The organism is Gryllotalpicola kribbensis (genome assembly GCF_039538245.1).
GTDB lineage: Bacteria > Actinomycetota > Actinomycetes > Actinomycetales > Microbacteriaceae > Gryllotalpicola > Gryllotalpicola kribbensis.
Window position 1 is genome coordinate 1 of record NZ_BAABBX010000002.1, and the last position, 26,559, is coordinate 26,559.

At 69.4% G+C, this 26,559-nt stretch carries 30 protein-coding genes; 5 read left to right on the forward strand and 25 right to left on the reverse strand.

The annotated features are described in order from the left end of the window. Window positions 1–341: 341 nt before the first annotated feature. On the reverse strand, window positions 342–1,646 hold the full coding sequence (gene tyrS / locus ABD716_RS01210) for a tyrosine--tRNA ligase (RefSeq protein WP_344772960.1): 1,305 nt from the start codon (window positions 1,644–1,646) through the stop codon (window positions 342–344). A 117-nt stretch (window positions 1,647–1,763) separates the two neighbouring features. On the opposite strand from tyrS, the gene ABD716_RS01215 reads away from it, so the two are divergent. Both ABD716_RS01215 and ABD716_RS01220 read left to right on the forward strand, forming a co-directional pair. Continuing rightward, window positions 1,764–2,387, forward strand: coding sequence for a DNA-binding protein (locus ABD716_RS01215; protein ID WP_344772962.1), 624 nt, complete (start codon window positions 1,764–1,766; stop codon window positions 2,385–2,387). A gap of 3 nt (window positions 2,388–2,390) precedes the next feature. Then, on the forward strand, window positions 2,391–2,969 hold the full coding sequence (locus ABD716_RS01220) for a hypothetical protein (RefSeq protein ID WP_344772964.1): 579 nt from the start codon (window positions 2,391–2,393) through the stop codon (window positions 2,967–2,969). Here ABD716_RS01220 and ABD716_RS01225 read toward each other — a convergent pair. The 18 genes from ABD716_RS01225 to infC all read right to left on the reverse strand — a co-directional run bounded on the left by ABD716_RS01225 (window position 2,917) and on the right by infC (window position 19,560). Beyond that, window positions 2,917–3,615 (reverse strand): DNA-3-methyladenine glycosylase, encoded by a 699-nt coding sequence (locus ABD716_RS01225; protein WP_425553365.1) that lies wholly within the window; start codon window positions 3,613–3,615, stop codon window positions 2,917–2,919. The two genes, ABD716_RS01220 and ABD716_RS01225, sit on opposite strands and share 53 nt — an antisense overlap. Continuing rightward, complete coding sequence (locus tag ABD716_RS01230) at window positions 3,590–3,733, reverse strand: hypothetical protein (protein ID WP_344772968.1); 144 nt, start codon at window positions 3,731–3,733, stop codon at window positions 3,590–3,592. The genes ABD716_RS01225 and ABD716_RS01230 overlap by 26 nt, the downstream gene beginning before the upstream one ends. Further along, window positions 3,733–5,178: an argininosuccinate lyase gene (gene argH / locus ABD716_RS01235; RefSeq protein ID WP_344772970.1), complete on the reverse strand. Its 1,446-nt coding sequence runs from the start codon at window positions 5,176–5,178 to the stop codon at window positions 3,733–3,735. Before argH ends, ABD716_RS01230 begins: the two co-directional genes overlap by 1 nt. Further along, the gene (gene argF / locus ABD716_RS01240; protein ID WP_344772972.1) at window positions 5,171–6,115 is read right to left on the reverse strand and encodes an ornithine carbamoyltransferase; all 945 of its coding nucleotides are present in this window, start codon (window positions 6,113–6,115) and stop codon (window positions 5,171–5,173) included. The genes argH and argF overlap by 8 nt, the downstream gene beginning before the upstream one ends. After that, window positions 6,112–7,365: an acetylornithine transaminase gene (locus tag ABD716_RS01245; protein WP_344772974.1), complete on the reverse strand. Its 1,254-nt coding sequence runs from the start codon at window positions 7,363–7,365 to the stop codon at window positions 6,112–6,114. The genes argF and ABD716_RS01245 overlap by 4 nt, the downstream gene beginning before the upstream one ends. Next, complete coding sequence (argB, locus tag ABD716_RS01250; RefSeq protein WP_344772976.1) at window positions 7,362–8,294, reverse strand: acetylglutamate kinase; 933 nt, start codon at window positions 8,292–8,294, stop codon at window positions 7,362–7,364. The genes ABD716_RS01245 and argB overlap by 4 nt, the downstream gene beginning before the upstream one ends. Before the next feature lie 4 nt (window positions 8,295–8,298). Next, on the reverse strand, window positions 8,299–9,459 hold the full coding sequence (gene argJ / locus ABD716_RS01255) for a bifunctional glutamate N-acetyltransferase/amino-acid acetyltransferase ArgJ (RefSeq protein WP_344772978.1): 1,161 nt from the start codon (window positions 9,457–9,459) through the stop codon (window positions 8,299–8,301). Continuing rightward, window positions 9,456–10,496: an N-acetyl-gamma-glutamyl-phosphate reductase gene (argC, locus tag ABD716_RS01260; protein WP_344772980.1), complete on the reverse strand. Its 1,041-nt coding sequence runs from the start codon at window positions 10,494–10,496 to the stop codon at window positions 9,456–9,458. Before argC ends, argJ begins: the two co-directional genes overlap by 4 nt. A gap of 207 nt (window positions 10,497–10,703) precedes the next feature. Further along, a complete protein-coding gene (pheT, locus tag ABD716_RS01265) occupies window positions 10,704–13,217 on the reverse strand; it encodes a phenylalanine--tRNA ligase subunit beta (protein WP_344772982.1) in 2,514 nt (837 codons plus the stop codon). Beyond that, window positions 13,217–14,257, reverse strand: a complete 1,041-nt coding sequence (gene pheS / locus ABD716_RS01270) for a phenylalanine--tRNA ligase subunit alpha (protein WP_344772984.1) — start codon at window positions 14,255–14,257, stop codon at window positions 13,217–13,219. The genes pheT and pheS overlap by 1 nt, the downstream gene beginning before the upstream one ends. 11 nt (window positions 14,258–14,268) lie before the next feature. Then, a complete protein-coding gene (locus ABD716_RS01275) occupies window positions 14,269–15,090 on the reverse strand; it encodes an amino acid ABC transporter permease (RefSeq protein WP_344772986.1) in 822 nt (273 codons plus the stop codon). Next, window positions 15,087–15,734 (reverse strand): amino acid ABC transporter permease, encoded by a 648-nt coding sequence (locus ABD716_RS01280; RefSeq protein WP_344773301.1) that lies wholly within the window; start codon window positions 15,732–15,734, stop codon window positions 15,087–15,089. Before ABD716_RS01280 ends, ABD716_RS01275 begins: the two co-directional genes overlap by 4 nt. A gap of 8 nt (window positions 15,735–15,742) precedes the next feature. Next, a complete protein-coding gene (locus ABD716_RS01285; protein WP_344772988.1) occupies window positions 15,743–16,606 on the reverse strand; it encodes a glutamate ABC transporter substrate-binding protein in 864 nt (287 codons plus the stop codon). A gap of 29 nt (window positions 16,607–16,635) precedes the next feature. Then, entirely contained in the window at window positions 16,636–17,427 is a 792-nt protein-coding gene (locus tag ABD716_RS01290; protein ID WP_344772990.1) for an amino acid ABC transporter ATP-binding protein, read from the reverse strand. A gap of 51 nt (window positions 17,428–17,478) precedes the next feature. After that, window positions 17,479–18,279, reverse strand: coding sequence for a TrmH family RNA methyltransferase (locus tag ABD716_RS01295; protein ID WP_344772992.1), 801 nt, complete (start codon window positions 18,277–18,279; stop codon window positions 17,479–17,481). Window positions 18,280–18,355: 76 nt separating this feature from the next. Then, window positions 18,356–18,739, reverse strand: coding sequence for a 50S ribosomal protein L20 (gene rplT / locus ABD716_RS01300; protein WP_344772994.1), 384 nt, complete (start codon window positions 18,737–18,739; stop codon window positions 18,356–18,358). Window positions 18,740–18,770: 31 nt separating this feature from the next. Beyond that, window positions 18,771–18,965: a 50S ribosomal protein L35 gene (gene rpmI, locus ABD716_RS01305; protein WP_344772996.1), complete on the reverse strand. Its 195-nt coding sequence runs from the start codon at window positions 18,963–18,965 to the stop codon at window positions 18,771–18,773. 4 nt (window positions 18,966–18,969) lie between these two features. Then, on the reverse strand, window positions 18,970–19,560 hold the full coding sequence (gene infC / locus ABD716_RS01310) for a translation initiation factor IF-3 (protein ID WP_425553366.1): 591 nt from the start codon (window positions 19,558–19,560) through the stop codon (window positions 18,970–18,972). 346 nt (window positions 19,561–19,906) lie between these two features. Here infC and ABD716_RS01315 point away from each other — a divergent pair, with 346 nt between their 5' ends. Then, window positions 19,907–20,242 (forward strand): DUF1844 domain-containing protein, encoded by a 336-nt coding sequence (locus ABD716_RS01315; RefSeq protein ID WP_344772998.1) that lies wholly within the window; start codon window positions 19,907–19,909, stop codon window positions 20,240–20,242. An 87-nt stretch (window positions 20,243–20,329) separates the two neighbouring features. After that, the gene (locus tag ABD716_RS01320) at window positions 20,330–21,217 is read left to right on the forward strand and encodes a hypothetical protein (protein WP_344773000.1); all 888 of its coding nucleotides are present in this window, start codon (window positions 20,330–20,332) and stop codon (window positions 21,215–21,217) included. Window positions 21,218–21,227: 10 nt separating this feature from the next. On the opposite strand, the gene ABD716_RS01325 is transcribed toward ABD716_RS01320, so the two are convergent. The 6 genes from ABD716_RS01325 to ABD716_RS01350 form a co-directional block, all read right to left on the reverse strand. Continuing rightward, window positions 21,228–22,010, reverse strand: coding sequence for an SseB family protein (locus tag ABD716_RS01325; RefSeq protein WP_344773002.1), 783 nt, complete (start codon window positions 22,008–22,010; stop codon window positions 21,228–21,230). Then, on the reverse strand, window positions 21,994–22,740 hold the full coding sequence (gene priA / locus ABD716_RS01330) for a bifunctional 1-(5-phosphoribosyl)-5-((5-phosphoribosylamino)methylideneamino)imidazole-4-carboxamide isomerase/phosphoribosylanthranilate isomerase PriA (RefSeq protein ID WP_344773004.1): 747 nt from the start codon (window positions 22,738–22,740) through the stop codon (window positions 21,994–21,996). The genes ABD716_RS01325 and priA overlap by 17 nt, the downstream gene beginning before the upstream one ends. A gap of 42 nt (window positions 22,741–22,782) precedes the next feature. Continuing rightward, a complete protein-coding gene (hisH, locus tag ABD716_RS01335; protein ID WP_344773006.1) occupies window positions 22,783–23,433 on the reverse strand; it encodes an imidazole glycerol phosphate synthase subunit HisH in 651 nt (216 codons plus the stop codon). Beyond that, window positions 23,430–24,038: an imidazoleglycerol-phosphate dehydratase HisB gene (gene hisB, locus ABD716_RS01340; RefSeq protein ID WP_344773008.1), complete on the reverse strand. Its 609-nt coding sequence runs from the start codon at window positions 24,036–24,038 to the stop codon at window positions 23,430–23,432. The genes hisH and hisB overlap by 4 nt, the downstream gene beginning before the upstream one ends. A 4-nt stretch (window positions 24,039–24,042) precedes the next feature. Next, window positions 24,043–25,167, reverse strand: coding sequence for a histidinol-phosphate transaminase (locus ABD716_RS01345; RefSeq protein ID WP_344773010.1), 1,125 nt, complete (start codon window positions 25,165–25,167; stop codon window positions 24,043–24,045). A 62-nt stretch (window positions 25,168–25,229) separates the two neighbouring features. Next, window positions 25,230–25,616, reverse strand: coding sequence for a LysM peptidoglycan-binding domain-containing protein (locus ABD716_RS01350; RefSeq protein ID WP_344773012.1), 387 nt, complete (start codon window positions 25,614–25,616; stop codon window positions 25,230–25,232). Between the two features lie 227 nt (window positions 25,617–25,843). Here ABD716_RS01350 and lexA point away from each other — a divergent pair, with 227 nt between their 5' ends. Beyond that, window positions 25,844–26,545, forward strand: coding sequence for a transcriptional repressor LexA (gene lexA / locus ABD716_RS01355; RefSeq protein ID WP_344773014.1), 702 nt, complete (start codon window positions 25,844–25,846; stop codon window positions 26,543–26,545). Window positions 26,546–26,559 lie beyond the last annotated feature (14 nt).

The window sequence follows — 26,559 nt, forward strand, 5'->3', positions numbered from 1 at the left end:
GTGCCAGGGAAATTGGCATTGACAATGTGCACGCTGTTGAGTTCTCAAGGACCGTACGCACCCGGCCTAGACCTTGCGGCCGTCGCACCGGGGCAACTTTCCAAAGCTACCACACTCGATGCTCTTCGCTGGCCGCGTGACGCGGTCGGGAGCCGGTGTGGGCTTCCCATCTTAGGCACTCAACTCAGGTCAGACAAGTGACCTTCGAAGTGCTGTGATGAGGTCCCGCTTGAGGCCGGCGAGCTGAGCAGCTCAGCCGCACCTTTGGGGTGACAAGTAAGTAATTTACGTGGATGCGGGCGACTGCTCAAATCAGGCCCGCATCCCGGGCGTGTCGTCCGCTACCCGGGGACGACCACGCCCGCGAGGGTCTTCTTTCCACGCCGAAGAACAGCCAGACGACCGGCGATCAGCCGGGCGCCGATCGTCGCCTGGTCGTCATCGATCTTCACGTTGTTCACGTAGACGCCGCCCTGCGCGATGGCACGTCGCGACTCGGACAGACTCGTGGTGAGCCCCGTGTCGACGAGCAGCTGCGCGACGAGGGAGGACGGCTGGGCGGCAGCGGTCGGCAGCTCGCGGAGCGCCGCTTCGAGCGTGGCGAGGTCGAGAGCGCCGAGATCGCCGTTGCCGAAGAGAGCCTGGGAGGCGAGGATCGCGGCGTTCGCGGCATCCGGACCGTGCACCAGCGTCGTCACCTCGAGGGCGAGCGCTCGCTGGGCTTCGCGGCGGAACGGCGCATCGGCGACCGCCTGCTCCAGCCGCTCGATCTCGGCGCGCGACAGGAACGTGAAGATCTTCAGCCGCTCGATCACGTCGGCATCCTCGGTGTTGAGCCAGAACTGGTAGAACGCGTAAGGGCTCGTGAGATTCTCGTCGAGCCAGATCGCGTTGCCCTCGCTCTTGCCGAACTTGGTGCCGTCGCTGTTGGTGATCAGGGGCGTGCCGATGGCATGCGCGGCCACTCCCTCGACACGGCGGATCAAATCGGTGCCGCTCGTGAGGTTGCCCCACTGGTCGCTGCCCCCGGTCTGCAGGACGCACCCGTACTGCCGGTAGAGCTCGAGGAAGTCCAGCCCCTGGAGGATCTGGTAGCTGAACTCGGTGTACGAGATGCCGGCGTCCGAATTGAGCCGAGCCGCCACGGCGTCCTTCTTGAGCATCGCGCCGACGCGGTAGTGCTTTCCGATGTCGCGCAGGAAGTCGATGGCGCTCAGCTGCCCGAACCAGTCGAGGTTGTTCACCAGGCTCGCGGCGTTGTCGCCCTCGAAGCTCAGGAATTTGGAGACCTGCGCCTGGAGGTAGCCGACCCATTCGGCCACGGTCTCTTTGGTGTTCAGCGTGCGCTCGGCCGTCGGGCGCGGGTCGCCGATCAGCCCCGTTGATCCGCCGACGAGGCCGAGTGGCCTGTGGCCTGCGAGCTGCAGGCGGCGCAGCAGCAGGAGCTGAACCAGGTTCCCGAGATGTAGGCTCGGCGCCGTGGGATCGAAGCCGCAGTAATACGTGATCGGTTCGCCTGACAGCAGCTGCTTCAGCTCGCTCTGGTCGGTGGAGACATGAATGAGCCCGCGCCAGACGATCTCGTCCCAAATGGTTTCGAACGACGGATCGTTGTGCTGCGCGGCCAGGATCTCAGGCGTTGACACGCGGTCAACGGTACCAGCGGCATGCCGGAGGAATTCCGGCCTGAGCCTAGATTCGCACTTGGTTAAGGATATAGGCTTTATGCAATATCGATTAGGCCTGTGGCCTTAAGGGGTGCGATGTTCGTGATCACCGCGGATCAAGTGGATTCCCGCACCAGTGACGACCTCGTACGCGCCGCGCGTGAGCGCATCGACGCCGTCTACGGCGAGCGCCTTGCGCTGCCGGCCGATCGGACCGCCGGGGACGAGCTGCAGGTGCTGACGGCGGACGCGGATGCGGCGCTCGCGATCACCCTCGACCTCACGCGGTCGCGCGAGTTCCACGTCGGGATCGGGATCGGGCCGGTGCGCACGCCCCTGCCCGAGGCCACTCGTGAGGCGAGCGGGCCGGCGTTCTTCGCGGCGCGGGATGCCGCGACGAGGGCGAAGCGGGCAGGCATCCGGCTCGCCGTCCAATCGCAGCGCGAGCCGAGCGGCGACAGCGAGCGGGCCGACGACGCCGAGGCGCTGCTCGGCCTGCTGCTCATCGTTCGCGAGCGTCGCTCGGAGGCCGGGTGGGAGCTCTTCGACCTTCTCGCGGCCGGACTGAACCAAGCGGAGGCCGCGGCGAAGCTCGGGATCTCGGCGCCCGCGGCGAGCGCGCGAGCCAAAGCGGCCAACATCAAGGCCGAGCTGGCGGCGATTCCTGCGCTCACTAGGCTCTTGGAGCAGACCGACCTCATGACGAGACAGGAGCCGTGAGCAGTGAGCTACGCCGGACCGGGACTCATTCTGACCGTGCTGTTCTGGGCGGTTCTCACCCTCGTCGTCGCCGGCGGCGTCGTCTTCTCGGCGCTCGCCGTCAAGGGCAGCCGTTGGGCCGTGATCGCCGCGGCCGCGTTCCTCCTGGTGGCGGTCGTGATGGTCGGACTGCCGCACCCGCACGGGCCGTCGCTGCTCGGCGCCGTGATCGCGCTCGGCGCCGTGGCCATCTCGGCATTCGGCGGGTCGCCCGCGGTCAAGACCGTGCTGGCGCTCGCGACCCGTCAGGTCGAGGGCGAGGCCGGCGGCATCCTGATCTCTCCGCGCGACGCGGCGGCCGGCGAGGGGAAGCGCGAGGTCCTGCGCGGCGGCCTCACCATCGGCATCCTCGAAAGGGTCGCCACGACGGCCGCGCTGCTCGCCGGGGTGCCAGAGGCGATCGCCGTCGTGATCGCGATCAAGGGCGTCGGCCGATTCAGCGAGCTCGGCGCCTCGGAGGCGCAGGAGCGCTTCATCATCGGAACGTTCGTCAGCCTCGGCTGGGCGGCGGTGTGCGGGGCGCTCGCCCATCTCGTCTGGTAACCGGACGTCGCTGCGCGGCTCGGTAGACCGAGACGCTCGGATCGCCGGCCACCCAGAAGCGCCACGGGTACGCCTCTCCGCCGCCATCGCCGGAGACACCGACGCGCGGCCCGGCGAGAGAGGCCGGCGGATGCGGCTCGAGCTCGAGGCCGAAGGGCGGTGCCAGAGCGTCCGAGCCGTTCTCGTCGAGCCGGATGCCTGCCGCGACGGTGAGCCGGGCCGGCCCGCGGGCGAGATCCCGCGGAGGGACCGTGCCACGTCTCGCCTGCGCCAGGGGCTCGCCTTCGACGACCTCGGCCGCGCGCAGGAGGACCGCTGACGCGGAGCCTTCCGGCGAGCACACGATGTTCGCGCACACGTGCATGCCGTAGGTGAAGTACACGTACACGAAGCCGGGAGGCCCGTACATGACGCCGTTGCGGCGGGTGCGGCCGCGGAAAGCGTGCGAGCCGGGGTCGGCCTCGTCGCCGAGGTACGCCTCGACCTCGGTGAGGCGAAGCACCACCTTCCCGGCATCCGATTCGTGTGTCAGCCGTGCACCCAGCAGCAGGGGCGCGATCTCGGTCGCGGGGCGCGCGAAGAAGTCGCGGTCGGGCGCGAATCGGCCTGCGTCCACCACGTCAGAAGACGCTGCCGCCGACGGCATAGGTCACGATGACCCCCGCGACGATGATCGCGACGGCGACGCTGAGGATCGTGTACCAGAGCCACGGCCGCATGGCCTTCTTGGGGCGCGGGGTGTTGTCGAGCGTGAAGCGGGCCATCACAGCGCCTCCTGCGTCGCCCCGATGCGCGCGGTGACCTGACGCACCCGGTCGGCGAGCAGCGCGCGCTGCTCGGCGACGCGCGCCGGCGCCGTGCCGGCGATGCCGTCACGGCTCGCGACCGAGCCCTCGACCGTCAGCACCTCGCGCACCGCGGGGGTGAGGTGCGGCGAGATGCGGGCGAGCGCGTCGTCGTCGACCTCTTCCAGGCCGATGCCGCGCGACTCCGCGAAGGAGACCAGCAGCCCCGTGATCTCGTGGGCGTCACGGAACGGCACGTGCTGCTTCACGAGCCATTCGGCGACATCGGTCGCGAGCGAGTACCCCTCGGGGGCGAGCTCGCGCATGCGGTCGGTGTGGAAGTGCAGCGTCGCCACCATGCCGGTGAACGCGGGCAGAAGGATCTCGAGGGTCTCGATCGAGTCGAAGACGGGCTCCTTGTCCTCCTGCAGGTCGCGGTTGTAGGCGAGCGGCAGGCCCTTCAGCGTCGTGAGCAGCCCCGCCAGGTTGCCGATGAGCCGCCCCGCCTTGCCGCGCGCGAGCTCGGCGATGTCGGGGTTCTTCTTCTGCGGCATGATCGACGAGCCGGTCGAATAGCCGTCGTCGAGCGTGACGAAACCGAACTCGCGCGTGTTCCAGAGGATGATCTCCTCGGCAATGCGGGAGAGGTCGATGCCGACCTGCGCCGTGACGAAGGCGAACTCGGCCACGATGTCGCGTGCTGCCGTCGCATCGATGGAGTTCGGCGCGACGGCCGCGAAGCCCAGCTCGTCGGCGATGAGCTTCGCGTCGAGCCCCAGGGTGTTGCCCGCGAGGGCGCCGGAGCCGTAGGGCGAGGCGTCCGCACGCCTGCGCCAATCGTCGAGACGCTCGAGGTCGCGCACCAGCGGCCAGCAGTGGGCCAGCAGGTGGTGCGCCAGCAGAACGGGCTGCGCATGCTGCAGGTGCGTGCGCCCCGGCATGATCGCCGTCGAGTTCGCCTCGGCCTGCGCGGCGAGTGCGTCGATGAGGTCGACGAGCAGGCGCGCGAGCTCGGCCGAGTGGTCGCGCAGCAGCATCCTGATCAGCGTCGCGATCTGGTCGTTGCGGCTGCGGCCCGCTCGCAGCTTGCCGCCGAGCTCGGAGCCCGCGATCTCGATCAGGCCGCGCTCGAGCGCCGAATGCACGTCTTCGTCGGATGCCGCCGGCAGGAACTCGCCCGCATCGACGCGGCGCTGCAGCTCGTCGATGGCGGCGATCATGCCGTCGAGCTCGCCGTCGTCGAGGTACCCGGCCCGATGCAGGGCACGTGCGTGCGCCCGGGAGCCGGCCAGGTCGTAGCCCGCGAGCTGCCAGTCGAAGTGCGTCGACCTGCTCAGCCGCGCGAGCTCAGGCGAAGGACCGCCCGCGAATCGGCCGCCCCAGAGCGCGCCGGCCTCCCCCGCGCGGTTGACGTCGTCAGACATCCGCTCGCTCCTTCTCGTTCTGTGCAAGCAGCCAGGCGAGCAGCGCCTTCTGCGCGTGAAGGCGGTTCTCCGCCTCGTCCCAGATGACGGATTGCGGACCGTCGATGACGTCGGCGGTGACCTCGTAGCCGCGGTAGGCCGGCAGGCAGTGCAGGAAGATCGCGTCAGGCTTGGCCGTGGCCATCAGCGCCGCGTCGATCGTGAAACCGGAGAACGCCTCGACGCGTGCTGCCTTCTCGTCCTCCTGCCCCATCGAGACCCAGGTGTCGGTGACCAGCACGTCCGCGCCGCCCGCCGCCGCCGCGGGGTCGTCGGTGACGGCCACGGAGCCGCCCGTCGTCGCGGCAATGCGCTCGGCGTCCGCGAGGATGTCGGCGCGCGGCGGGAAGCCGGCTGGGGTCGCCACGCGCACGTGCATTCCGGCGGTCGCACCGCCGAGCAGGTACGAGTGCGCCATGTTGTTTGCGCCGTCGCCGATGTAGCTCATGGTCAGCCCCGCCAGCGCGCCCTTGTGCTCTCGGATCGTCTGCAGGTCGGCGAGGATCTGGCAGGGGTGGAAGTCATCTGAGAGCGAGTTGATGACGGGAACGCGCGTGCCCTCCGCCATCTCCTCGAGCCCGGACTGGGCGTAGGTGCGCCAGACGATCGCGGCGACCTGGCGCTCGAGAACGCGCGCGGAGTCGGCGATCGACTCCTTCGCGCCGAGCTGCGCCTCGCCGGGATTGATGATGAGCGGATTCCCGCCGAGATCGGCGATGCCGGTGGCGAAGCTGACGCGCGTGCGGGTCGATGTCTTGTCGAAGATCACGGCGACCGTCTGCGGCCCCTCAAGCGGCTTGCGACTGAAGCGGTCGGCCTTGAGCGCCGCGGCGAGGTCGAGCACTTCGGCCTGCTCGGCCGGTGACAGGTCATCGTCGCGGAGGAAGTGGCGGGTCATGCGTTCACCTTCTCGGTCGGGGCGGTGGTCGAGGGCGCGGCGGCGACGTCGGCGAGCGCGGCGCCGAAGCGCTCGCGGAATGCAGTGAGCTCGGCGTCGCCGACGATGAGCGGAGGGGCAAGCCGGATGCTGTCGGGGCGGGTCGCATTGATGAGGAGGCCGTGTTCCCGCGCGGCGCGGACGAGCTGCTCGGCGACGGGCTCTGCGAGCGCGATGCCGACGAGCAGACCGCGCCCCCTGGTGCCTGCGACCAACGGCGAGTCGAGCCCCGCGATGAGCTGCTTCAGCTGCTCGCCGCGAACTCGCGCGTTGCCGACGAGATCGGCGTTCTCGATCTCGCCGAGCACCGCACCGGCTGCCGCGGTCGCCAGCGGGTTGCCGCCGAATGTCGACCCGTGCTGGCCCGTGTGGAAGAGCTGCGACGCTGCTCCGAAGGTGACGAGTGCGCCGATCGGCACGCCGCCGGCCATGCCCTTCGCGAGGGTGATCGCGTCGGGCGTGATGCCCTCGTGCTGGAACGCGAACCAGTCACCCGTGCGGCCCGCACCCGTCTGAACCTCATCGATGATGAGCAGTGCGCCGTGACGCTGTGTCACCTCGCGTGCTCTGCTGAGGAATCCCTCTGGGAGCTCGATCACGCCGGCCTCGCCCTGGATCGGCTCGACGAAGAGCGCCGCGACCGCGTCGTCGATCGCCGCCTCCAGCGCCTCGAGCGTCGCGGGGATGTGCTCGACGCCGGGAACCATCGGCAGGAAGGGCTCGCGCATGTATGCCTTGCCCGTCAGCGCGAGCGCGCCCATCGAGCGGCCGTGGAAGGCGTTCTCCAGCGCGATGATGCGCGACCTCGAGCCGTCGCCGCGGTTGAGGCGGGCGAGCTTGAATGCCGCCTCGTTCGCCTCGGTGCCGGAATTGGCGAAGAAGACGCGCCCGGCGTCGCCTGCGCCCGTCAGTCGCTTGAGCCGTTCGGCGAGCTCGAGCTGGGGCGCGGAGGCGAACAGGTTGGAGATGTGCGCGGCCCGCGACACCTGGCGGGTGACCGCTTCGATGAGCACGGGGTGCGCGTGGCCGAGCGAGTTGACGGCGATACCGCCGAGGAAGTCGAGGTACCTCTCCCCCTCGGCATCCCACACCCAGGCGCCCTCGCCGCGCTCAATGAGCAGCGGAGGCGTCGAGAAGGTGGGAACGAGGTCGTGCTCGTAGCGGCCCTGCCAGGGCTGGGCGGTGGGCGTGGTCGCGTTCTGGTCGCTCACGGGGTGACCTCCGTTCCGATCCCCTGCTGCGTGAAGATCTCGAGCAGGATCGAGTGCGGGATGCGGCCGTCGATGATGGCCGCTTTGGGGACTCCCCCGTCGACCGCGTCCAGGCAGGCCGACATCTTGGGGATCATGCCCGACTCGAGGCCGGGCAGCAGCTCGCGCAGCTCGTCGGCCGGGATGCTCGTGAGCATCGATGACCGATCGGGCCAGTCGCGGTAGAGGCCCGCGACATCGGTGAGGATGACCAGCTTCTCGGCGCCGAGGGCCGCGGCCAGGGCCGCGGCTGCGGCATCCGCGTTCACGTTCAGCGACTGGCCAGGCACGTCGACATCGGGCGCAACGGATGACACGACCGGAATGCGGCCCGCGTCGAGCTGGGTCAGGATCGCCTCGGGGTCGACGGCGATCACATCGCCGACGAGCCCGAGGTCGACCTCGACGCCGTCGACGATCGCTCCGCGCTTGCGGCCGGTGAACAGGCCCGCGTCCTCGCCGGACATGCCGAGCGCAAGGGTCGGATTGAGGTCGTTGATCGAGCGCACGATGCCGCGGTTGATGTGGCCGGTCAGGACCATGCGCACGACTTCCATCGCTTCGGGGGTCGTCACCCGGTAGCCGCCCTTGAACTCGCTCTCGATGCCGAGCCTGTCGAGCATCGCCGAGATCTGCGGGCCGCCGCCGTGCACGACGACCGGGCGCAGGCCCGCGTAGCGCAGGTAGACGAGGTCTTCCGCGAAAGTGCGCTGCAGCTCGGGGCGCACCATCGCATTGCCGCCGAACTTGATGACGACGATCTTGTCGCGGAACTTGCCGAGCCAGGGAAGGGACTCGATGAGGATCGCGGTCTTCTCGAGCGCTTCCTCGCGTGCGGCGACGATCTCGTCGTCGTCTGGATCGATCGTGGTGAGGGTGTCGTCTGCCATGGCCTCAGCTCGAATACGCGCTGTTCTCATGCACATAGTCGTGCGTGAGGTCGTTGGTCAGGATCGTCGCGGCGGCACCGCCGACCTTGAGGTCGATGCGGATGTCGACCTTGCGCGGTGTCAGATCGACGAGATCGCGCGGCTGGTCTGGTTGGCCCGCCGCGCAGACGCGGATGCCGTTGAACCAGACGTCGACGTCGTAGGGGTCGAACTCGGCCGAGGTCGTGCCGACGGCCGCGAGGACGCGGCCCCAATTGGGGTCGTTGCCGAAGACGGCCGCCTTGAAGAGGTTGTTGCGGGCGACTGCACGGCCGACCTGGACCGCGTCGCTCTCGCTGGCCGCGTTCTCGACCCGGATCGCGATGTCGTGGGATGCCCCCTCGGCATCGCTCTGCAGCTGCTCGGCCAGGCTCTGGCAGACCTCGGTGAGCGCCGCGGCGAACTCTGCTTCGTCGGCCTCGACGCCACTCGCGCCCGAGCCGAGCAGGGCGACCGTGTCATTGGTCGACATCGCGCCGTCGGAGTCGAGCCGGTCGAACGTCACGGCGGTCGCCGCGCGCAGGGCGCGGTCGAGCTGGGCGCTCGTGAGCACTGCGTCGGTCGTGATCACGACGAGCATCGTCGCGAGGCCGGGAGCGAGCATGCCGGCTCCCTTGGCCATGCCCCCGATCGTCCAGCCGGCGGGCGAGGTGCGCACGGCCTGCTTGGCGACCGTGTCTGTCGTCATGATCGCCTCGGCCGCAGCCTGACCGCCCTCTGCCGTGCCGGAAAGCGCAGCCGCGGCATCCGTCACACCGGACGTCACCTTCGCGAGGTCGAGCTGCTCGCCGATGAGCCCGGTCGAGCACACGAGCACGTCGCCTGCGGAGACGTCGAGCAGCTCGGCGACGCGTTCGGCCGTGGCATGCGTGGTCTGGAAGCCCTGCGCCCCCGTGTAGCAGTTCGCGCCCCCCGAGTTCAGGACGATCGCCGACACCGTGCCGTCTTTGATCACCTCTTTGCTCCACAGCACGGGGTTCGCGAGGCAGCGGTTGCTCGTGAACACGGTCGCCGCGTTCTGGAGCGGGCCGAGGTTGCGCACGAGCGCGACGTCGGGCTTGCCCGTCGACTTGAGGCCGGCTGGGACGCCCGCGGCGAGGAATCCTGCGGCGGCTGTGACGCTCACGGGGCGACTCCGTTCGTGGTCAGGGCCGTGCCCTCCGGCAGGCCGAGCGCGATGTTGGCGGATTGGATCGCGGCGCCGGCCGTGCCCTTGACGAGGTTGTCGACGGCGATGATCGCGACGACCTTGCCCGCCGCCTCGTCGACGGTGACGCCGATGAGGGCCGTGTTGGCGCCGAGCACGTCGGCGGTGCGCGGCCACACGCCCTCAGGCAGCACCTGTACGAAGGCCTCGCCCGCATATGCGGCTTCCCAGGCTTCGCGCACCTGCGCCGCCGTGACTCCCGGCTTGAGGGGCGCGGTCACGGTCGCGAGGATGCCCCGCGCCATCGGCACGAGCACGGGGGTGAACGACACCCTCGGCTCGGTCGCGCCCGCCAGCTTGAGGTTCTGCACGATCTCGGGAATGTGCCGGTGACCGCCGCCCACGCCATAGGGGTTCGCCGAGCCGAGCAGCTCGCTCGCGAGGTACGGCACCTTGAGGTTCTTGCCCGCGCCGGAAGGGCCGACGGCGAGGACCGCGACCACGTCCTCTTCGACGAGGCCGGCCGTGAAGCCGGGCGCGATGGCGAGGGACACGGCGCTCGCGTTGCAGCCGGGGGCCGCGATCTTCTTCGCGCCGACGAGCCGGTCGCGCAGCTTGCCGTCACCCGCCGCGAGCTCGGGAACGCCGTAGGCCCACGGCTCGTTGAACTCGCCGCCGTAGAACTTCGCCCACGCCGCCTCGTCGGTGAGGCGGTGGTCGGCGCCGCAGTCGATGACGACGACGTCGTCGGGCAGTTGCGCCGTGATCGCGCCGGATGCCCCGTGCGGCAGCGCGAGGAAGACGACGTCGTGGCCCGCGAGGACCTCGGCCGTGGTCTCCTGCAGGGTGAGGTGCGCATAGGAGCGCAGGTGCGGCTGCAGCTCGACGAGCTTCTTTCCCGCGTTCGAGGAGGCGGTGACGGTCGTCACCTCGAGTTCCGGGTGACCCGCGAGCAGCCGCAGGACCTCCCCGCCGGCGTAGCCGGATGCTCCGGCGACGGCGACCGTGTACGTCATGGTTGGTTCCACCTTGTTCTATCTGGACGGCGACGGAATCGTTGTCACGGCGACGCCTGCGTGGAACCGACAGTGGTGACGGTTACGCGAGCGCCGCCGAGATTCGGCCGGCCAGAAGACGTCGACGCAGCACGCGTCGCGCACCCTGAGGCGCAACGGCGGTGCGGCGGACGGAAGTCATGCGGTCAGCATATCGGGCGCCCGGGCTCACTCGCGAACCGTCGCCCCGAAGCGCTCCCCCGCGAGGGCCGCGCCGTCGAGCTTCGCCTCGCTCGCCTCGGCCGCCGTGAGGGTGCGGTCGGCTGCACGGAAGCGCAGCGCGAAGGTGAGGCTCTTCGCGTCGGCCGGTACGCCCTGGCCGCGGTAGTCGTCGACCAGCTGGGCGTGCTCGAGCAGCGCGCCCGCGCCCTCGACGACGGCTCGCAGCACATCGGCCGCGGGCAGATCGCGGGGCACGACGAGCGACAGGTCCTGCGTCGCCGCCGGGAACGACGAGATGGGGGCGACCTCGAGCTGCTCGGGCGACGCCGCGATCAGCTTGCCGAGATCGGCCTCGAAGACCGCGACCACGCGCGGCAGGTCGAGCTCGGCTGCGAGCGCGGGCAGCAGTTCGCCGGCGTAGCCGACGTTCTCCTCGCCCCCGGCCGTCTGCACGAAGAGCTCTGCGGTGCGGCCCGGGTGCAGGCTCGCGTGCGCACCCTGGCGCACGTGGATCTCGACGCCGACCGAGGCGCCGAGCGTGCGCACCGCGGCGAGCGCGTCGGACAGTCCGGCCGCAACGGCCGCGTGGCCCGGCTGCTTCGGCGACGCGTTGCCGAGGAACAGGCCGGCGGCGTAACGGGGCTGCGGGGGGATGCTGGCGTTCAGCGCCGCGAGGGTCGCCTCGTCGGGCCGCGCGTTGCCGATGGGCAGGCCGTCGACGCCGTAGCGCACGCCCGCCACCGGCCGGAACACGAGGCCGAGCTCGTAGATCGCGAGGTCGGTGAGGCCGCGCGACAGGTTGCGCTGGGCGATATCGAGCAGCCCCGGCAGCAGCGAGGTGCGCAGGAACGGAACACGCGCGTCGAGCGCATTCGCGAGCTTCACCGCGGGCACCGGCTCGCCCGTCGGCGACCCGAATGCGTTGTTCTGCGCGGCGGTGACGAAGGGCATCGCGACGACCTCGGTGAGCCCGCTGCCCGCAAGTGCCCACGCCGCCTGGCGGCGCAGCTGCTGCTCGCGCGTGAGGCCGCGCCCCGGAGGCGCCACGGGGATGACGCTCGGGATGCGGTCATAGCCGCCGACGCGCGCCACCTCTTCCGCGAGCGTCGCCGCGTCGATCAGGTCGGGGCGCCAGCTCGGCGGAGTCACGGAGAACCCGGCATCCGTCTTCGCCACATCGGCGCCGATCGCGGTCAGCGTGCGCTCGACCTCGGCCTCGCCGTAATCGACGCCGATCAGGCGTGCAACGTAGCCCTCGGCGAGCGCGATCGGCTGCGGCGCGACCTCGTTGTGGATGCGCGCGCCGAGCGGCACCGCGTGGCCGCCGGCGAGCCGCTCGAGCAGCTGCACCACGCGGGCCGCGGCCGCCTCGGCGACAGCCGGGTCGACGCCGCGCTCGAAGCGCCGCGACGCCTCCGACGGCAGCTTGTGCCGGCGCGCCGTGCGGGCGATCGACACGGGGTCGAAATTCGCCGCCTCGACGAGCACGCGCGTCGTCGTTCCCGACATCTCGGTCTCGGCGCCGCCCATCACACCGGCGAGGCCGATGGCACCCGAGTCGTCCGTGATGAGCAGGTCCTCAGGGTGCAGTTCGCGCTCGACCCCGTCGAGCGTCGTCAGCTTCTCGCCCGGCTGGGCGCGGCGCACCGTGATGCCGCCGCTCAGCTTGTCGAGGTCGTAGCCGTGGATCGGCTGGCCGAACTCGAGCATCACGTAGTTCGTGATGTCGACGGGCAGCGAGAGCGAGCGGATGCCGGCGAGCCGCAGCCGCGCCGCCAGCCACGGCGGCGTCGGGCGGGTCGCGTCGACGCCCTCGACGGCACGCGCCACGAACACGGAGGCGCCGACGTTCCCGCGCACCGGGGCGTCGTCGCTGATCACCAGCGGGAAACCGTCGGCCAGGGCATCCGCGTCGACCTGCGAAACCGGGTCGCGGAACGCCGCGCCGGTCGCATGCGCATACTCGCGCGCGATGCCCCGAATCGAGAACGCGTAACCGCGATCGGGCGTGACGTTGACCTCGACGGCCGCGTCGTCGAGCCCGAGCAGCGTGATCGCGTCGGAGCCGACCTCGGGGTCGAGGCCGAGCGTCGACAGCACCAGGATGCCGGCGTGCTCGTCGTTCAGCCCGAGCTCGCGGCCCGAGGCGATCATGCCGTCGCTCACGTGGCCGTAGGTCTTGCGCGCCGCGATGGGGAACGGCCCGGGCAGCACCGCGCCGGGCAGCGTCACGACGACCTTGTCGCCGGGGGCGAAGTTGTGGGCGCCGCAGACGATGCCGCGCACTCCCCCGTTCGCCTCGCCGACGTCGACCTGGCACCAGCGGATGGTCTTGCCGTTGCTCTGCGGCTCTTCGACGAACTCGAGCACCTGGCCGACCACGATCGGGCCGGACAGCTCGAAGCGGTGGATCGCCTCTTCCTCAAGGCCGACCTTGACGAGCGCCGCATGGACGTCTTCAGGGGTAGAGCCGGGAAGCAGATCGACGTACTCGGCGAGCCAGCTGAGTGGGACGCGCATCAGACCACCATTCCGAAAGCGTGCGAGAAGCGGAGGTCGCCCTCGAGGAAGTCGCGCATGTCGCTCAGCTCGTTGCGGAACTGCAGCGTGCGCTCGAGGCCCATGCCGAAGGCGAAGCCGGTGTACACCTCGGGGTCGACGCCGGCGGCGCGCAGCACGTTGGCGTTGATCATGCCGCAGCCGCCCCACTCGATCCAGCGCGCGCCGCCCTTGGCGGACGGGTGCCAGACGTCGAGCTCGGCGGAGGGCTCGGTGAACGGGAAGTAGTTGGGGCGCAGGCGGATCTTCGCCTCGTCGCCGAACATCACGCGCGCGAAGTGCTCGAGCGTTCCCCTGAGGTGCGCCATCGTCAGGCCCTTGTCGACGGCGAGGCCCTCGATCTGGCTGAAGACGGGCAGGTGGGTCGCGTCGATCTCGTCGGTGCGGAACACCCGGCCGGGCGCCACGATGTAGACCGGCAGCTCGCGCTCGAGCAGCGAGCGCACCTGGACGGGGCTCGTGTGCGTGCGCAGCACGAGGTGACTGTCGACGGGCTCGACGAAGAACGTGTCCTGCATGGCACGCGCCGGGTGATCCTCGTCGAAGTTGAGCGCGTCGAAGTTGAACCACTCGTTCTCGAGCTCTGGTCCTTCCGCGATCTCCCACCCCATGCCGATGAAGATGTCGCTCACCTTCTCTTGGATGAGCGAGAGCGGATGCCGCGCGCCGACGCGCCCCGGAACAGCCACAGCCGTCACGTCGACGGCTTCGGCCGCGAGCTGCGCGCGCTCTTCCGCGGCGGAGATCTCGGCCTCCTTCGCGGCGAACGCCTGGTTCACCTGACCGCGGGCTGCGCCGACCAGCTTGCCGAGCGTGGCCTTCTGATCGTTCGGCACACTGCGCAGCTGGCCGTTCAGGCGGGCGAGCGGCGAGTGCTCGCCGAGATGCTGCGCGCGCACGTCTTTCAAGGCGGCGGAGTCGTCGGCTGCGGCAACGGCCGCCAGGGCGGCGGCGACGGCGGCGCGGACGGACTCTTCGTTGAGCTCGGGAGAGTCTGACACGAGTAACAAGCCTACCGGCGCGCTCGAGGCCCCCTGCCCAGTCGGCGAGCGAGCCACGACAGGCTCAGGTTCATCACGAGATAGATGATGACCGTGACGAGCCAGAGCGGGAACAGGAAGCGGCTGCCGTAGTAGGCGTTCATCTGGTTGAGCATCACGCGCAGCAGCTCGGGGTAGCCGACGATGTAGCCGAGCGAGGTGTCCTTGAGCAGCACGACGAGCTGCGCCACGATCACCGGCAGCATCTGCCGGAACGCCTGCGGGAACTCGATGAGCAGCCGTGTCTGCAACGGTGGCAGCCCCAGGCTGAGCCCGGCCTCGCGCTGGCCGGCCGGCAGCGCGGCGAGGCCCGAGCGGAGGATCTCGCCGATGAGGGTGCCGTTGTAGAGCGCAAGCGCGGCGACCACCGCCCAGTACTCCCCCGTGCTGCCGGCGAGCAGGATGAACAGCATCAGCAGCAGCACCGGCATGCCGCGGAAGAACTCGATGAAGACGATCGTCGGCACGCGCACCCATGCGGTGCGCGCGCTGCGCAGCAGCGAGAGGGCCATACCCAGTACGACGGCGATCGCCGCGGCGAGGAAGGCGGCACGCAGCGTGTTCCAGACGCCCTGCCCCACCGAGCGCCAGAGCTGCAGATCTCGGAAGATGTCCCAGCGGCTCGCGTCGAACATTCCCGGCTGCGAGACACCGGCGCTCGACTCGCGAGGCAGCGCGAGCGTGTAGATCACCCAGCCGAGCACGGCCGCGATCAGCACGCCGCCCACGATCGACAGCGTCCGAGAGCGGGCCCGCGCCTTGGGGCCGGGGGCGTCGAAGAGCACGTCGGTCATCGGCGGATCGCCCATTTCTTCTCAAGCCGCCCGGCGACGAGGCCGAGCGGCACGGTGATCACGAGATAGCAGACGGCGATGCCGAGGAGCACGGGGATCACCGCATCGCCGCGGGCGTTCGCCAGCTGCTTGCCGAAGGTGAGCAGCTCGGCGACGAAGAACCCGCTCGCCACGGAGGTGTTCTTGACGAGCGCGATCAGCACGTTGAGCACCGGCGGCACCGTCGTGCGGAACGCCTGCGGCAGGATGATCAGCCCGACGGTCTGGCCGAAGCCGAGCCCGAGGCTGCGCGCGGCCTCGGCCTGGCCGACCGGCACACCGTTCACCCCGCTGCGCAGCGCCTCGGCGATGAACGGCGAGGTGTACACGGCGAGGGCAAGGAACGCCGCGACGAGGTACGGCAGCCGGGAGCCGAGGTACGGAAGCACGAAGGCGCAGAACGCGAACACCAGGGGCAGCGGCACGTTGCGGATCAGCTCGGTGTAGACCGTCGCGAAGCCGCGCGCCGATGCCACCGGGCTGATCCGCAGCATGGCGATGATCGTGCCCAGGATGAGGGCGGCGACCCCCGAGACCACGAACAGGAGCAGCGTCTGACCGAAGCCCTGCGCGTAGCCGGGGAGGTTGCCGAAGACCGCGTCCAGGACAGCCCCTAGTACCGGTCGACCGCGGGCGGGTCGACATAGGGCAGCTCTTTGCCCGCCGTGTCCTGCCACGCCTTCTTGTAGCTGCCGTCCTTGTACGAGTCCTCGAGCACGTCGTTGATGAAGTTGCGGAAGTCGGCGTCGTCCTTCTTCACGCCGATGCCGTAGGGCTCCTGGGTGAACGGTTTGCCCACGATCTTGAACTCGCCCTCGTTCTGCGCCGAGAGGCCCGCGAGGATGACGTTGTCGGTCGAGACGGCGACGACCTGCCCGCTGCGCAGCGGCTCGAGGCAGTTCGTGTACTCGTCGGTGAGCTTCGGAACGGCGCCGATCTCGGCAAGCTTCTGCGCCGGGGTCGAGCCGGTGACCGAGCAGACCGGCTTGCCCTTGAGGTCGTCCGAGCTCGTGATGGAGTCGTCATCGGCCTTCACGAGGATCGACTGGCCCGCCATGAAGTACGGGCCGGCGAAGGAGATCACCTTCTTGCGCTCGTCGTTGATCGTGTAGGTCGCGACCACGAGATCGACGGTGCCGTTCTCGATGAACGGCTCTCGGTTCGCGCTCACCGTCTCTTTCCACGTGATACCGGATGCCGGGATGCCGAGCTTGGCCGCGATCAGCTTCCCGATCTCGACATCGAAGCCTTCGGGGTCCCCGGTGCCTTTCAGCCCGAAGAGGGGCTGGTCGAACTTCGTGCCGATGGTGATCTCGCCGGCGTCGTGCAGCTTGGCCATGGTCGAGCCGGCCGGGAAGTCCGCGGACTTCGCGACGGACGGCCCGTCGGAGCTCTGCGTGGCGCTGTCGGTGCAGCCGCTCAGCGTCAGTGCCGCGGCCACGGCTACGGTGAGAACCGCATACCTGATGTGTTTCATTTCACTCTCCTTGTGCGAGGTCGTGTGAATCAGTGCGTCAGGATCTTGGACAGGAAGTCTTTGGCACGCGCGGACCGCGGGTCGTCGAAGAACTCCGCAGGAGGCGCCTGCTCGACGATCGCGCCGTCGGCCATGAAGACGACGCGGTCGGCGGCGCGGCGCGCGAAGCCCATCTCGTGAGTGACGACGATCATCGTCATGCCGTCTTTCGCGAGCCCGACCATGACATCGAGGACCTCGTTGATCATCTCGGGGTCGAGCGCGCTCGTCGGCTCGTCCATGAGGATCAGCTTCGGGCTCATCGCGAGCGACCGCGCGATCGCCACCCGCTGCTGCTGGCCCCCGGAGAGCTGCGCTGGAAGCTTCCGCGCCTGATCGGCCACCCCGACCCGCTGCAGAAGCTCCATCGCCTTCGCCTCCGCGTCTCGGCGGGGCATCCGCTTCACCCGCATCGGCGCCAACGTGACGTTCTCGAGCACGCTCTTGTGCGCGAACAGGTTGAACTGCTGGAAGACCATCCCCACGTCGGCGCGCAGTCTCGCCAGCGCCGCGCCCTCTTCCGGCAGCTGGACGCCGTCGATCGAGATGGTGCCGGAGTCGATGGTCTCGAGCCGGTTGATCGCGCGGCACAGCGTCGACTTGCCCGAGCCGCTCGGCCCGATCACGACCACGACCTCGCCCCGGTTCACCGTCAGTTCGATGTCTTTGAGGACGTGCAGCTCGCCGAAGTGCTTGTCGACGTGGTCGAGCACCACGAGCGGCTCGCCGCGGCGCACTGCGATGTTCGAGGTGACGGGTGCGGCAATGCTGTCGGACGCCATTGCCCCAATGTAGCCATGAGCCAGCTATGTGCCAACCATGGGTCGGGAATGTCAGCTGCGCTGTGCGAAGGCCGATTCGTAGAGGCAGACGGAAGCCGCCGTCGCGAGGTTCATCGACTCGGCGTGGCCGTAGATCGGAACCGTGATGACGCGATCGACGAGCTCGAGATCCTCGTCCGCGAGGCCCCGCGCCTCGTTGCCGAACACCCAGGCCGTCGGCGCCGCGAGCAGGTCGTCGCGGCGCGCGATCAGAAGGTCCTCGCCCTTCACGTCTGCCGCGAGCACCTGCAGGCCTGCTGCGCGAGCACGGGCGACAACGTCGCCGAGGCTCGCGCCCACGGCGACCGGCAGGTGGAAGATCGACCCCGTCGTCGACCGCACGACCTTCGGGTTGTAGAGGTCCACAGTGCGACCGGTGAAGATCACGGCATCCGCCCCGGCCGAGTCGGCCGCGCGCACGATGGTGCCCGCATTGCCAGGATCGCGCACCTCTTCGAGCACGGCGATGAGCTTCGGCTCAGCGGCGAAGATGTCCTTCACCGAGGTCGGGAACTGGTGCACGACGCCCACGAAGCCCTGCGGGGTCACGGTGTCGGACATCGCGTTCAGGACCTCTTCGGTGACGAACTCGACGTCCACCCCCGCGTCCACGGCGGTCTGGGCGATATCGGTGTAGCGCTCGAGCGCGGTCGGGGTCGCGTACAGCTCGACGATCAGTTCGGGCCGGTAGCTGAGCACCTCGCTCGCCGCCTGCGGGCCCTCGAGCAGGAACATGCCCGTCTCCGCACGCGCGGACTTCTTCGCGAGCTTGGCTACGCCGCGCACACGCGGAGAGCGGGGATTGTCGAGCACGGCTTCAAGTCTAGGTACTGCACGAAAAAGGCCCGGTCACCACGTGGGTGACCGGGCCTCTTGTGCGAACGGATGCTTACGCAGCCTTCGGAGCCGACGTGTCGGCCGGGAGCGCCTTCTTGGCAGCCTCGACGAGGCCCGCGAAGGTGGCGGGCTCGTTGACGGCGAGGTCGGCGAGGATGCGGCGGTCGACCTCGATGCCGGCCAGGTTCAGACCCTGGATGAGGCGGTTGTAGGTCAGGCCGTTCTGGCGGGCCGCAGCGTTGATGCGCTGGATCCACAGGCGACGGAACTCGCCCTTGCGAGCGTGACGGTCGCGGTAGGCGTAGACGAGCGAGTGGGTGACCTGCTCCTTCGCCTTGCGGTAGAGGCGCGACCGCTGGCCGCGGTAGCCCTCTGCACGCTCGAGGATGGTCCGACGCTTCTTGTGGGCGTTTACTGCGCGCTTGACACGAGCCATTTCTTTACTTCCTTAGACGTTCGGGCCGGACTCAGCTGGCGAGCAGGCGCTTGATGATCTTGGCGTCGCTCTTCGGGAGGACCTGGTCCTCGTTGAGGCGACGGGTACGGCGGCTCGACTTGAGCTCGAGGTTGTGGCGCATGCCGGCCTGCTGCTTCATGATCTTGCCGCTGCCGGTGACCTTGAAGCGCTTCTTGGCGCCCGAGTGGGACTTCTGCTTGGGCATCTTCTTATTCCTTCTCGTTCGTCGCCTCGGGCTGAGCTGCCTCAGCCGGCGAGTCGTTCGTGTCCTGCGCACGCGATTCGGCTTTCGCCTCTGCGCGACGCGCGTTGGCCTCGGCCTTCGCCTCCGCCTTGTTCTTCAGCGGGCCGATGACCATGACCATGTTTCGACCGTCGATGGTCGGGTTCGATTCGACGGAACCGAACTCGGCGACATCTTCGGCAAATCTCTGGAGCAGACGGACGCCCTGCTCGGGGCGGGACTGCTCGCGACCACGGAAGAGGATCATCGCCTTGACCTTGTCCCCCGCCTGGAGGAAGCCGACGGCGCGCTTCATCTTGGTCTCGTAGTCGTGCTTGTCGATCTTGAGGCGGAAACGAACCTCCTTGAGGATCGTGTTCGCCTGGTTGCGCCTGGCCTCTTTGGCCTTCTGCGCAGCCTCGTACTTGAACTTGCCGTAGTCCATGATCTTCACCACGGGCGGCTTGGAGTTCGGGGCGACCTCAACGAGGTCGAGATCGGCTTCCTGCGCCAGGCGCAGAGCGACCTCGATCTTCACGACACCGATCTGCTCGCCACTGGGGCCGACGAGTCGCACTTCGGGGACGCGGATGCGGTCATTGGTACGGGGATCGCTGATGCGTAGCTCCTCTGTTAGAGAGTTTTCCGGCTGCCTGGGCAACGAGAGGAGAACGACTTTCACCGCGACGCCCGCGCACTCACGCGTGCAATCACTCGGCACACCCCCAAGAGCCCGTGGCCCTGTAACCGGCAAGCCGGCCGACCGGAGAACCGGCGGAGGGTATCGACCCGGTAACCTGATGAGGCGGTCAACGCGGGTGGGAAAGAATTCCACTTTCGTTCCGGCGCACTGAGACACCGGAGCCAGTGAACGAGTCTACCAGACCCCACGGCTCCCATGAAGCACGCACGAAAGCAGGGACATGAGCGACGACGTCGAGGATGCCACCCGGGACATCGCAGAAGTGCCCGCCGCGGAACTGATCACGACGGTCTCGGTTCATCTCATGAGTGCCGCGGCCGTGAAGCTCGGCCTCGCCGAGAACGGCGCGGACGATCTCGATCTCGACGAGGCGCGCAAACTGATCGACGCGCTGGCAGGCCTCGTCACGGCATCCGCCCCGCACATCGGCGATCAGCATGCGCGACCGCTGCGCGACGGACTGCGCACCCTGCAGCTCGCCTTCCGCGAGGCATCCCCGATCCCCGATGAGCCGGGCAAGGGCCCCGGTGAGAAGCTGACCGGTTCGGTCGTCTGAGACTCGCCGGGTTCCCCTGGGCGATATCTAGGCGCTTCGGCGCTCGCGTCCGGGTTCTGCCCAGACGCCGCCATTAGCGTCGGGAACGTGGGTAGGCGGCAGGCATTGGGGTGGCTCGGCGCCGCCGTCTGCTCCGTCGCCCTCGTGATCGCCGGCGGCCTCGTGCTGAGCACTGTCGCGGTCCACCGCTACCTGCAGGCATCCGCTTCGCAGTTGGAGCGCGGCGAGTCCCCCGACGCGGCGGCGACGCCCGTGCCCGGCGAGCTGGCGAGCCTCCAGCGCGTCGTGTCCGCGCTGAACGCCATGCCCGGCGTCGCCACCGCGACCAGCACCGTCGCCACCGAGACCGCACCGAAGACCGTCAGCTACGACGTCGCGGTCGGTATGACCCCGGAGTCCACCGCCGACGAGGGCGCCGACGTCGTCTACGCGATGACCCAGGAGCTGCAGAACGGGCGCGTCAACCTCGAGCTGTCCCTTCCGGCGAACGGCGCCCATGCGGCATCCGTCATCGAGTACCGGAACGCCTTCGATACGCCCGTTCCGCGCTCGACGGTGGAAGCGGTGTCGCATGCGGTGATGGTCGCCTCCTCCGTTCCCGGCGTGACCTCGGTGCGCGTGACCGTGCCCTACACCTGGAATCTCGCGTCGGGCGATCTCGATGTCGTGATGTCGACGGATGACTCGAAGCACAGCGCCGCCCTGAGGCAGGCTCTCGCGCGCACCGCGCTCGCGGGGGTGGACTGGTCCGCGCCGTCGCGCTCCTCCGAGCCGCGATCGTCCGCGCCCGTGCCGTCGCCCTCGAGCGCACCGCGCGCTTTGTCGCCGATTCTGCCGAGCGGCTCCGCCCCGTCGAGCCGCGCGGCGAGCCCGTCCGCCTCCCCCGCACCGACGCTCTCGGCCAGTCCGACCGGCTCACCGAGCTCGCCGACGCCCGCACCGACCACGTCCGCGTCGGCGCACGCACGGCACTAGGCGCACCGACTCAGCCGCGCAGCAGCTGCAGGGCGAGCGAGTCGACCCCGTTGGCGATGGCCTCGGTGGCAGCCCATCGTGCCGAGACCCGAGCGGCCAGCTCCCCCAGCTGCTGCTGGCTCAATCCGTCGCGCAGGCGCAGGCGCACGACGAGTTCGGCGGCGGCAAGACGCTGCGCCGGGTCTCCCGCCACAAGCTCGACGCCCAGGGCGTCGGGCTCTCCGGAAAGCGCCTGTTCGAACGCCTGCCGCACCGCCGGATCGCGGTCGGGCTGCGTCCAGTCACCGCCGCTCGCCAGCGCATAGACGGCGGGGCGGCGCAACACGAACTCGGTCGGGCTCGCCGGATCGATGACGATCAGCTCGGTCTGCTCGCTCGCCGCCGCCAGGGCGATGCGCGGACCGGCCGCGGGCACGGGGCGCGCCTTGGGGTCCCACGCGGCGAGGGTCTGCACCGAGGTGAAGGCGGGCAGCACCTTGCGGCCGTCCGGGCCCGCAACGGTCACGATCGAGAGCTCCTGCGTCTTGTCGACGAGGTGGCCATCGGGCGCCGTGCCGACGTCTCCGGCGTGCGCCAGCAGCGGAATGAGCAGTCGCGCCGAGCGGAAAGCCTCGACGACGGCTTCCGGCCCGGCTGTTCCGCCGCGGAATCCGCTCAACGCGGCCAGGAGCGCCGGGTCTGCGGACCCGTCATCGCCTGCCGCGGTGTTGGGGGTGAAGCTGCGGCCCGCCCACGGCTGGCCCGCGGAGTCAGAGGCGCCGCGCGGTGTGTGCGCCTCAGGCCCCTGCGACACGCAGCGCCTCGGTCAGAGTGAAGCGGCCCGAATACAGCGCCTTGCCCACGATCGCCCCCTCGACGCCATTCGGCACGAGTGCGCGCAGCGCCGCGATGTCGTCCAAACTCGAGATGCCGCCCGACGCGACGACTGGCTTGTCGGTCTTCGCCGCAAGCTCAGCGAGGAGCTCGACGTTCGGCCCGCGCAGAGTGCCGTCCTTGGTGACGTCGGTGACGACATAGCGGCGGCAGCCGGCCGCCTCGAGGCGGTCCAGCACCTCCCACAGATCGCCGCCCTCGCGCGTCCAGCCGCGAGCAGCGAGGGTCGTGCCGCGCACGTCCAGCCCCACCGCGATCGCCTCACCGTATGAGGCGATCACGGAGTCGGCCCACTCCGGGTTCTCGAGAGCGGCCGTGCCGAGGTTCACGCGCGTTGCACCGAGTTCGAGCGCGTGCTCGAGCGAGGCGTCGTCGCGGATGCCGCCCGACAGCTCGATCTTGACCCCGTGGACCTCGCGAAGCACCTCGCGCATGACGCCGCGGTTCTCACCGCGCCCGAAGGCAGCATCCAGATCGACGAGGTGGATCCACTCGGCACCCTGCTGCGCCCAGTCGAGCGCCGCCTCGATCGGGCTGCCGTAACTCGTCTCGCTGCCCGCCGCGCCCTGCGTGAGGCGCACGGCCTGACCGCCGGCCACATCGACGGCTGGTAGAAGGACGAGGGCGGGCGCGGGGGCGGAGTCGGTCATTCAGGGTCTCTCTCGGTGCGGTGCAGAAGATGCGGGCGCGGGTCAGCTGCGCAGCGACTCGACCCAGTTGGCGAGCAGGCGGATGCCCGCCTGACCCGACTTCTCGGGGTGGAACTGCGTCGCGCTCAGCGGACCGTTCTCGACGGCGGCGACGAACCGGGTGCCGTGCTCGGCCCAGGTCACCCGCGGTGCGGGGAACGGGGGCTGGGTCTCAAGCGTCCAGCCCTGCGCGGCGTACGAGTGCACGAAGTAGAAGCGCTCGTCTTCGAGACCTGCGAAGAGCACCGAGCCCTCAGGTGCATCGACGGTGTTCCAGCCGATGTGGGGCAGAACCGGGGCGTCGAGCTCGGTGACCTCGCCCGGCCACTCGCCCAGCCCATCGGTCTCGGTGCCGCGCTCGTCGCCGTGCTCGAACATCACCTGCATGCCGACGCAGATGCCGAGCACGGGGCGGCCGCCCGCGAGTCGCCGCTCGATGAGCTCGTCACCGCGCACCGCCTTCAGCTGCTCGACGACCGCCCGGAATGCACCCACGCCCGGAACGAGCAGCCCGTCGGCATCCATCACGGCCTGTCGCTCACGCGTAACCGTGACCTCGGCGCCGGCAGCCTCGAGTGCCTTCGCCGCGGAGTGGACGTTGCCGCTGCCGTAGTCGAGAACGACGACGGTCGGGCGCCCGCCGGGGCGACTCACAGTGCGCCCTTGGTGGACGGGATGCCCTTCACGGCCGCGTCGAACGCCTTCGCCTGCCGGAAGGCGCGGGCGAACGCCTTGAACTCGGCCTCGGCGATGTGATGAGGGTCGCGCCCGTCGAGGACGCGGACGTGCACGGTCAGCGCTGCGTTGAACGCGATCGCCTCGAAGACGTGGCGCACCATCGACCCGGTGAAGTGGCCGCCGATGAGATGCAGCTCGAACCCGGCGGGCTCGCCGGAGTGGACGAGGTACGGACGGCCGGAAACGTCGACCACCGCCTGCACGAGCGCGTCATCAAGCGGGACGACCGCGTCGCCGAACCGGCCGATGCCGCTCTTGTCGCCCAGCGCCTGTCGAATCGCCTGCCCGAGGACGATGCCGGTGTCTTCGACGGTGTGGTGCACATCGATGTCGGTGTCGCCGCTCGCCCGCACCGTGAGGTCGGTCAGGGAATGCTTCGCGAACGCGGTGAGCAGGTGGTCGTAGAACGGCACCGACGTCTGGATGTCGCTGTGCCCGGAACCGTCGAGATCGAGGCTCAGCTCGATGCGCGACTCGCTCGTCTCGCGTGTGATGGAGGCGGTGCGGGGGCCTGCGGTCATGGCGTCAGCCTACCGGGGACTGCTCGGACGCCGCCGTGTGTGGCCTGCCGTGACGCTCGACGTAGCGCGCCATCGCAGCGAGGAACTCGCCGGTCTCGGCTTCGGTGCCGGCGGAGACGCGCAAGCTGTGCGGGATTCCCATCTCGCGGATGATGATGCCCTCGGCCAGCAGCTCGTCGAACACCTCGCGTGGATTCTCCACCCGGTCGAAGAGCACGAAGTTGCTCCAGGTGCGATAGGGCCGGTAGCCGAGGGCCGACAGCCCGTCGACGATCCGGTCGCGCTGCACCTTGATCTCATCGACCATGGCCAGCATCTCGCCCGAGTGGGCCAGGGCTCCGAGCGCGGCCGCCTGCGTGAGGGCCGACAGGTGGTACGGCAGGCGCACGAGGCGCAGCGCATCGGCGATCGCCGGATCCGCCGCGAGGTAGCCGAGCCGGACGCCCGCGAATGCGAAGGCCTTGCTCATGGTGCGCGAGACCACCAGGCGCTCACGGCCCGGCAACAGCGTCAGAGCGCTCGGCTCGCCGGCCGGGAAGAACTCGGCGTACGCCTCGTCGACGATCACGATCCCGCCGGCGACGTCGTACACCGACTCGATGACGTCGAGCGAGAGCGGAGTCCCGGTCGGGTTGTTCGGCGAGCAGAGAATGACGACGTCGGGCTGCACTCGCCGCACCCAGTCGGCCGCGCGCGCTGCGGACAGTTCGTAATCGGCATCGCGGTCGCCCGCCACCCATTCGGTTCCGGTTCCGGATGCCAGCAGCGGGTACATGGAGTAGGTCGGGGCGAAGCCGAGCGCCCTGCGCCCCGGGCCTCCGAACGCCTGCAGCAGCTGCTGCAGGATCTCGTTCGAGCCGTTCGCCGCCCACAGGTGATCGCGTGTCAGGCCGTGCCCGAGGTAGGCGGCGAGAGCCGACCGCAGCTCGACGAACTCACGGTCGGGGTATCGATTCGCGCCCGCGACCGCCTCGGCCAACCGGGCGAGCACATCTGCCTGGACATCGCCGGGGATCGGGTGGGTGTTCTCGTTCACGTTGAGCTCGACGCGCACGTGCCTCTGCGGCGCACCATAGGGCTCGCGCCCGCGCAGGTCGTCTCGAATCGGCAGCTCGGAGAGTGACGTCACTCATCCATCGTAGGCGGGCGCATCACGCGCTCTGGGTCGCCTGGGCCGCCGGCTGGGGCGCGTTACTTCGAGTACTGCGAGGGAATCGCGAGCGTCTGCCCCGGGGTCAGGACGGAACTCTGCAGGCCGTTCATGTCGACGATCGCCGCGACGACGTCACGCGGATCGTCGTGAGGTGCGACCTCGACCGCGATCTGCCACAGCGACTGCCCTTGCGCCACCGTCACCTGCTCGACCGCTGCGGGACGGGCGGCGGAGTGACCGTCGGCTGCCGCGCCGCCCCCGTTCAGCCCGAACCACACCGTCACGGCAAGCACGGGAGCGGCGACGACAGCGACAAGCAGCGCGCGACCGCGGCGGGTGAGGCGCAGGTGGGAACGGGCGACCCCAGCCGACGGAGCGGGACGGCGCCCTGCCGCGCCGGACATCTGCACAGTGATGGTGCTCATCGTAGACCTCTACCTTCGTCACCAGGTTCGGAACGCATATTCGAGTTTTCGAACCATTCCGAAGCTATCTTCGATCTGTCTATGGCGCAAGTCCCACGTCTCTAGCGAAGTTATCCACCGGTTTCGGCGAGTCGCTCGAACAAATCCCCTATACAGAGGGGGATTGCCGCTAATGTGTGGCTCACTGGTCGAAATGCAACCAGGGACCACCGACATTGGGGATTCACGTGACCACAGATGCAGTCGCCAAAGACACTGGCGCTTCGCCCAAACGGCGCACCAGGCGCCGCAAGAACCTCAGCGACAAGCAGCTCGCCATCCTCGACGTCATCAAAAAGTCGTTGGCTGCCCGCGGGTACCCGCCGAGCATGCGTGAGATCGGCGACGCGGTCGGCCTCGCCTCACTGTCGAGCGTCACGCACCAGCTCAACCAGCTCGAGCTCTCGGGCTATCTGCGCCGTGACCCGAACCGGCCGCGAGCGCTCGAGATCCTGATCGACCCGCCGTCACCGACCGAGCAGACCGACGACTTCGAGACCAAGGCGCTTGTGGGCGACGCGATGCTGGTGCCCCTCGTCGGCCGCATCGCCGCCGGCGTACCGATCACGGCCGACCAGCAGGTCGAAGAGGTCTTCCCGCTCCCGCGCCGGCTCGTCGGCAACGGCGACCTGTTCATGCTCAAGGTCGCGGGCGAGTCGATGATCGACGCAGCGATCTGCGATGGCGACTGGGTGGTCGTGCGCCAGCAGCAGGACGCGGTCAACGGCGACATCGTCGCCGCGATGCTCGACGGCGAAGCCACCGTCAAGGTGTTCCGGCAGCGCGATGGTCACACGTGGCTGCTTCCGCGCAACTCGGCGTTCGAGCCGATCATGGGCGACCAGGCCGTGGTGCTGGGCAAGGTCGTGGCCGTTCTGCGCGCCGTCTGACGCATGGGGCCCGA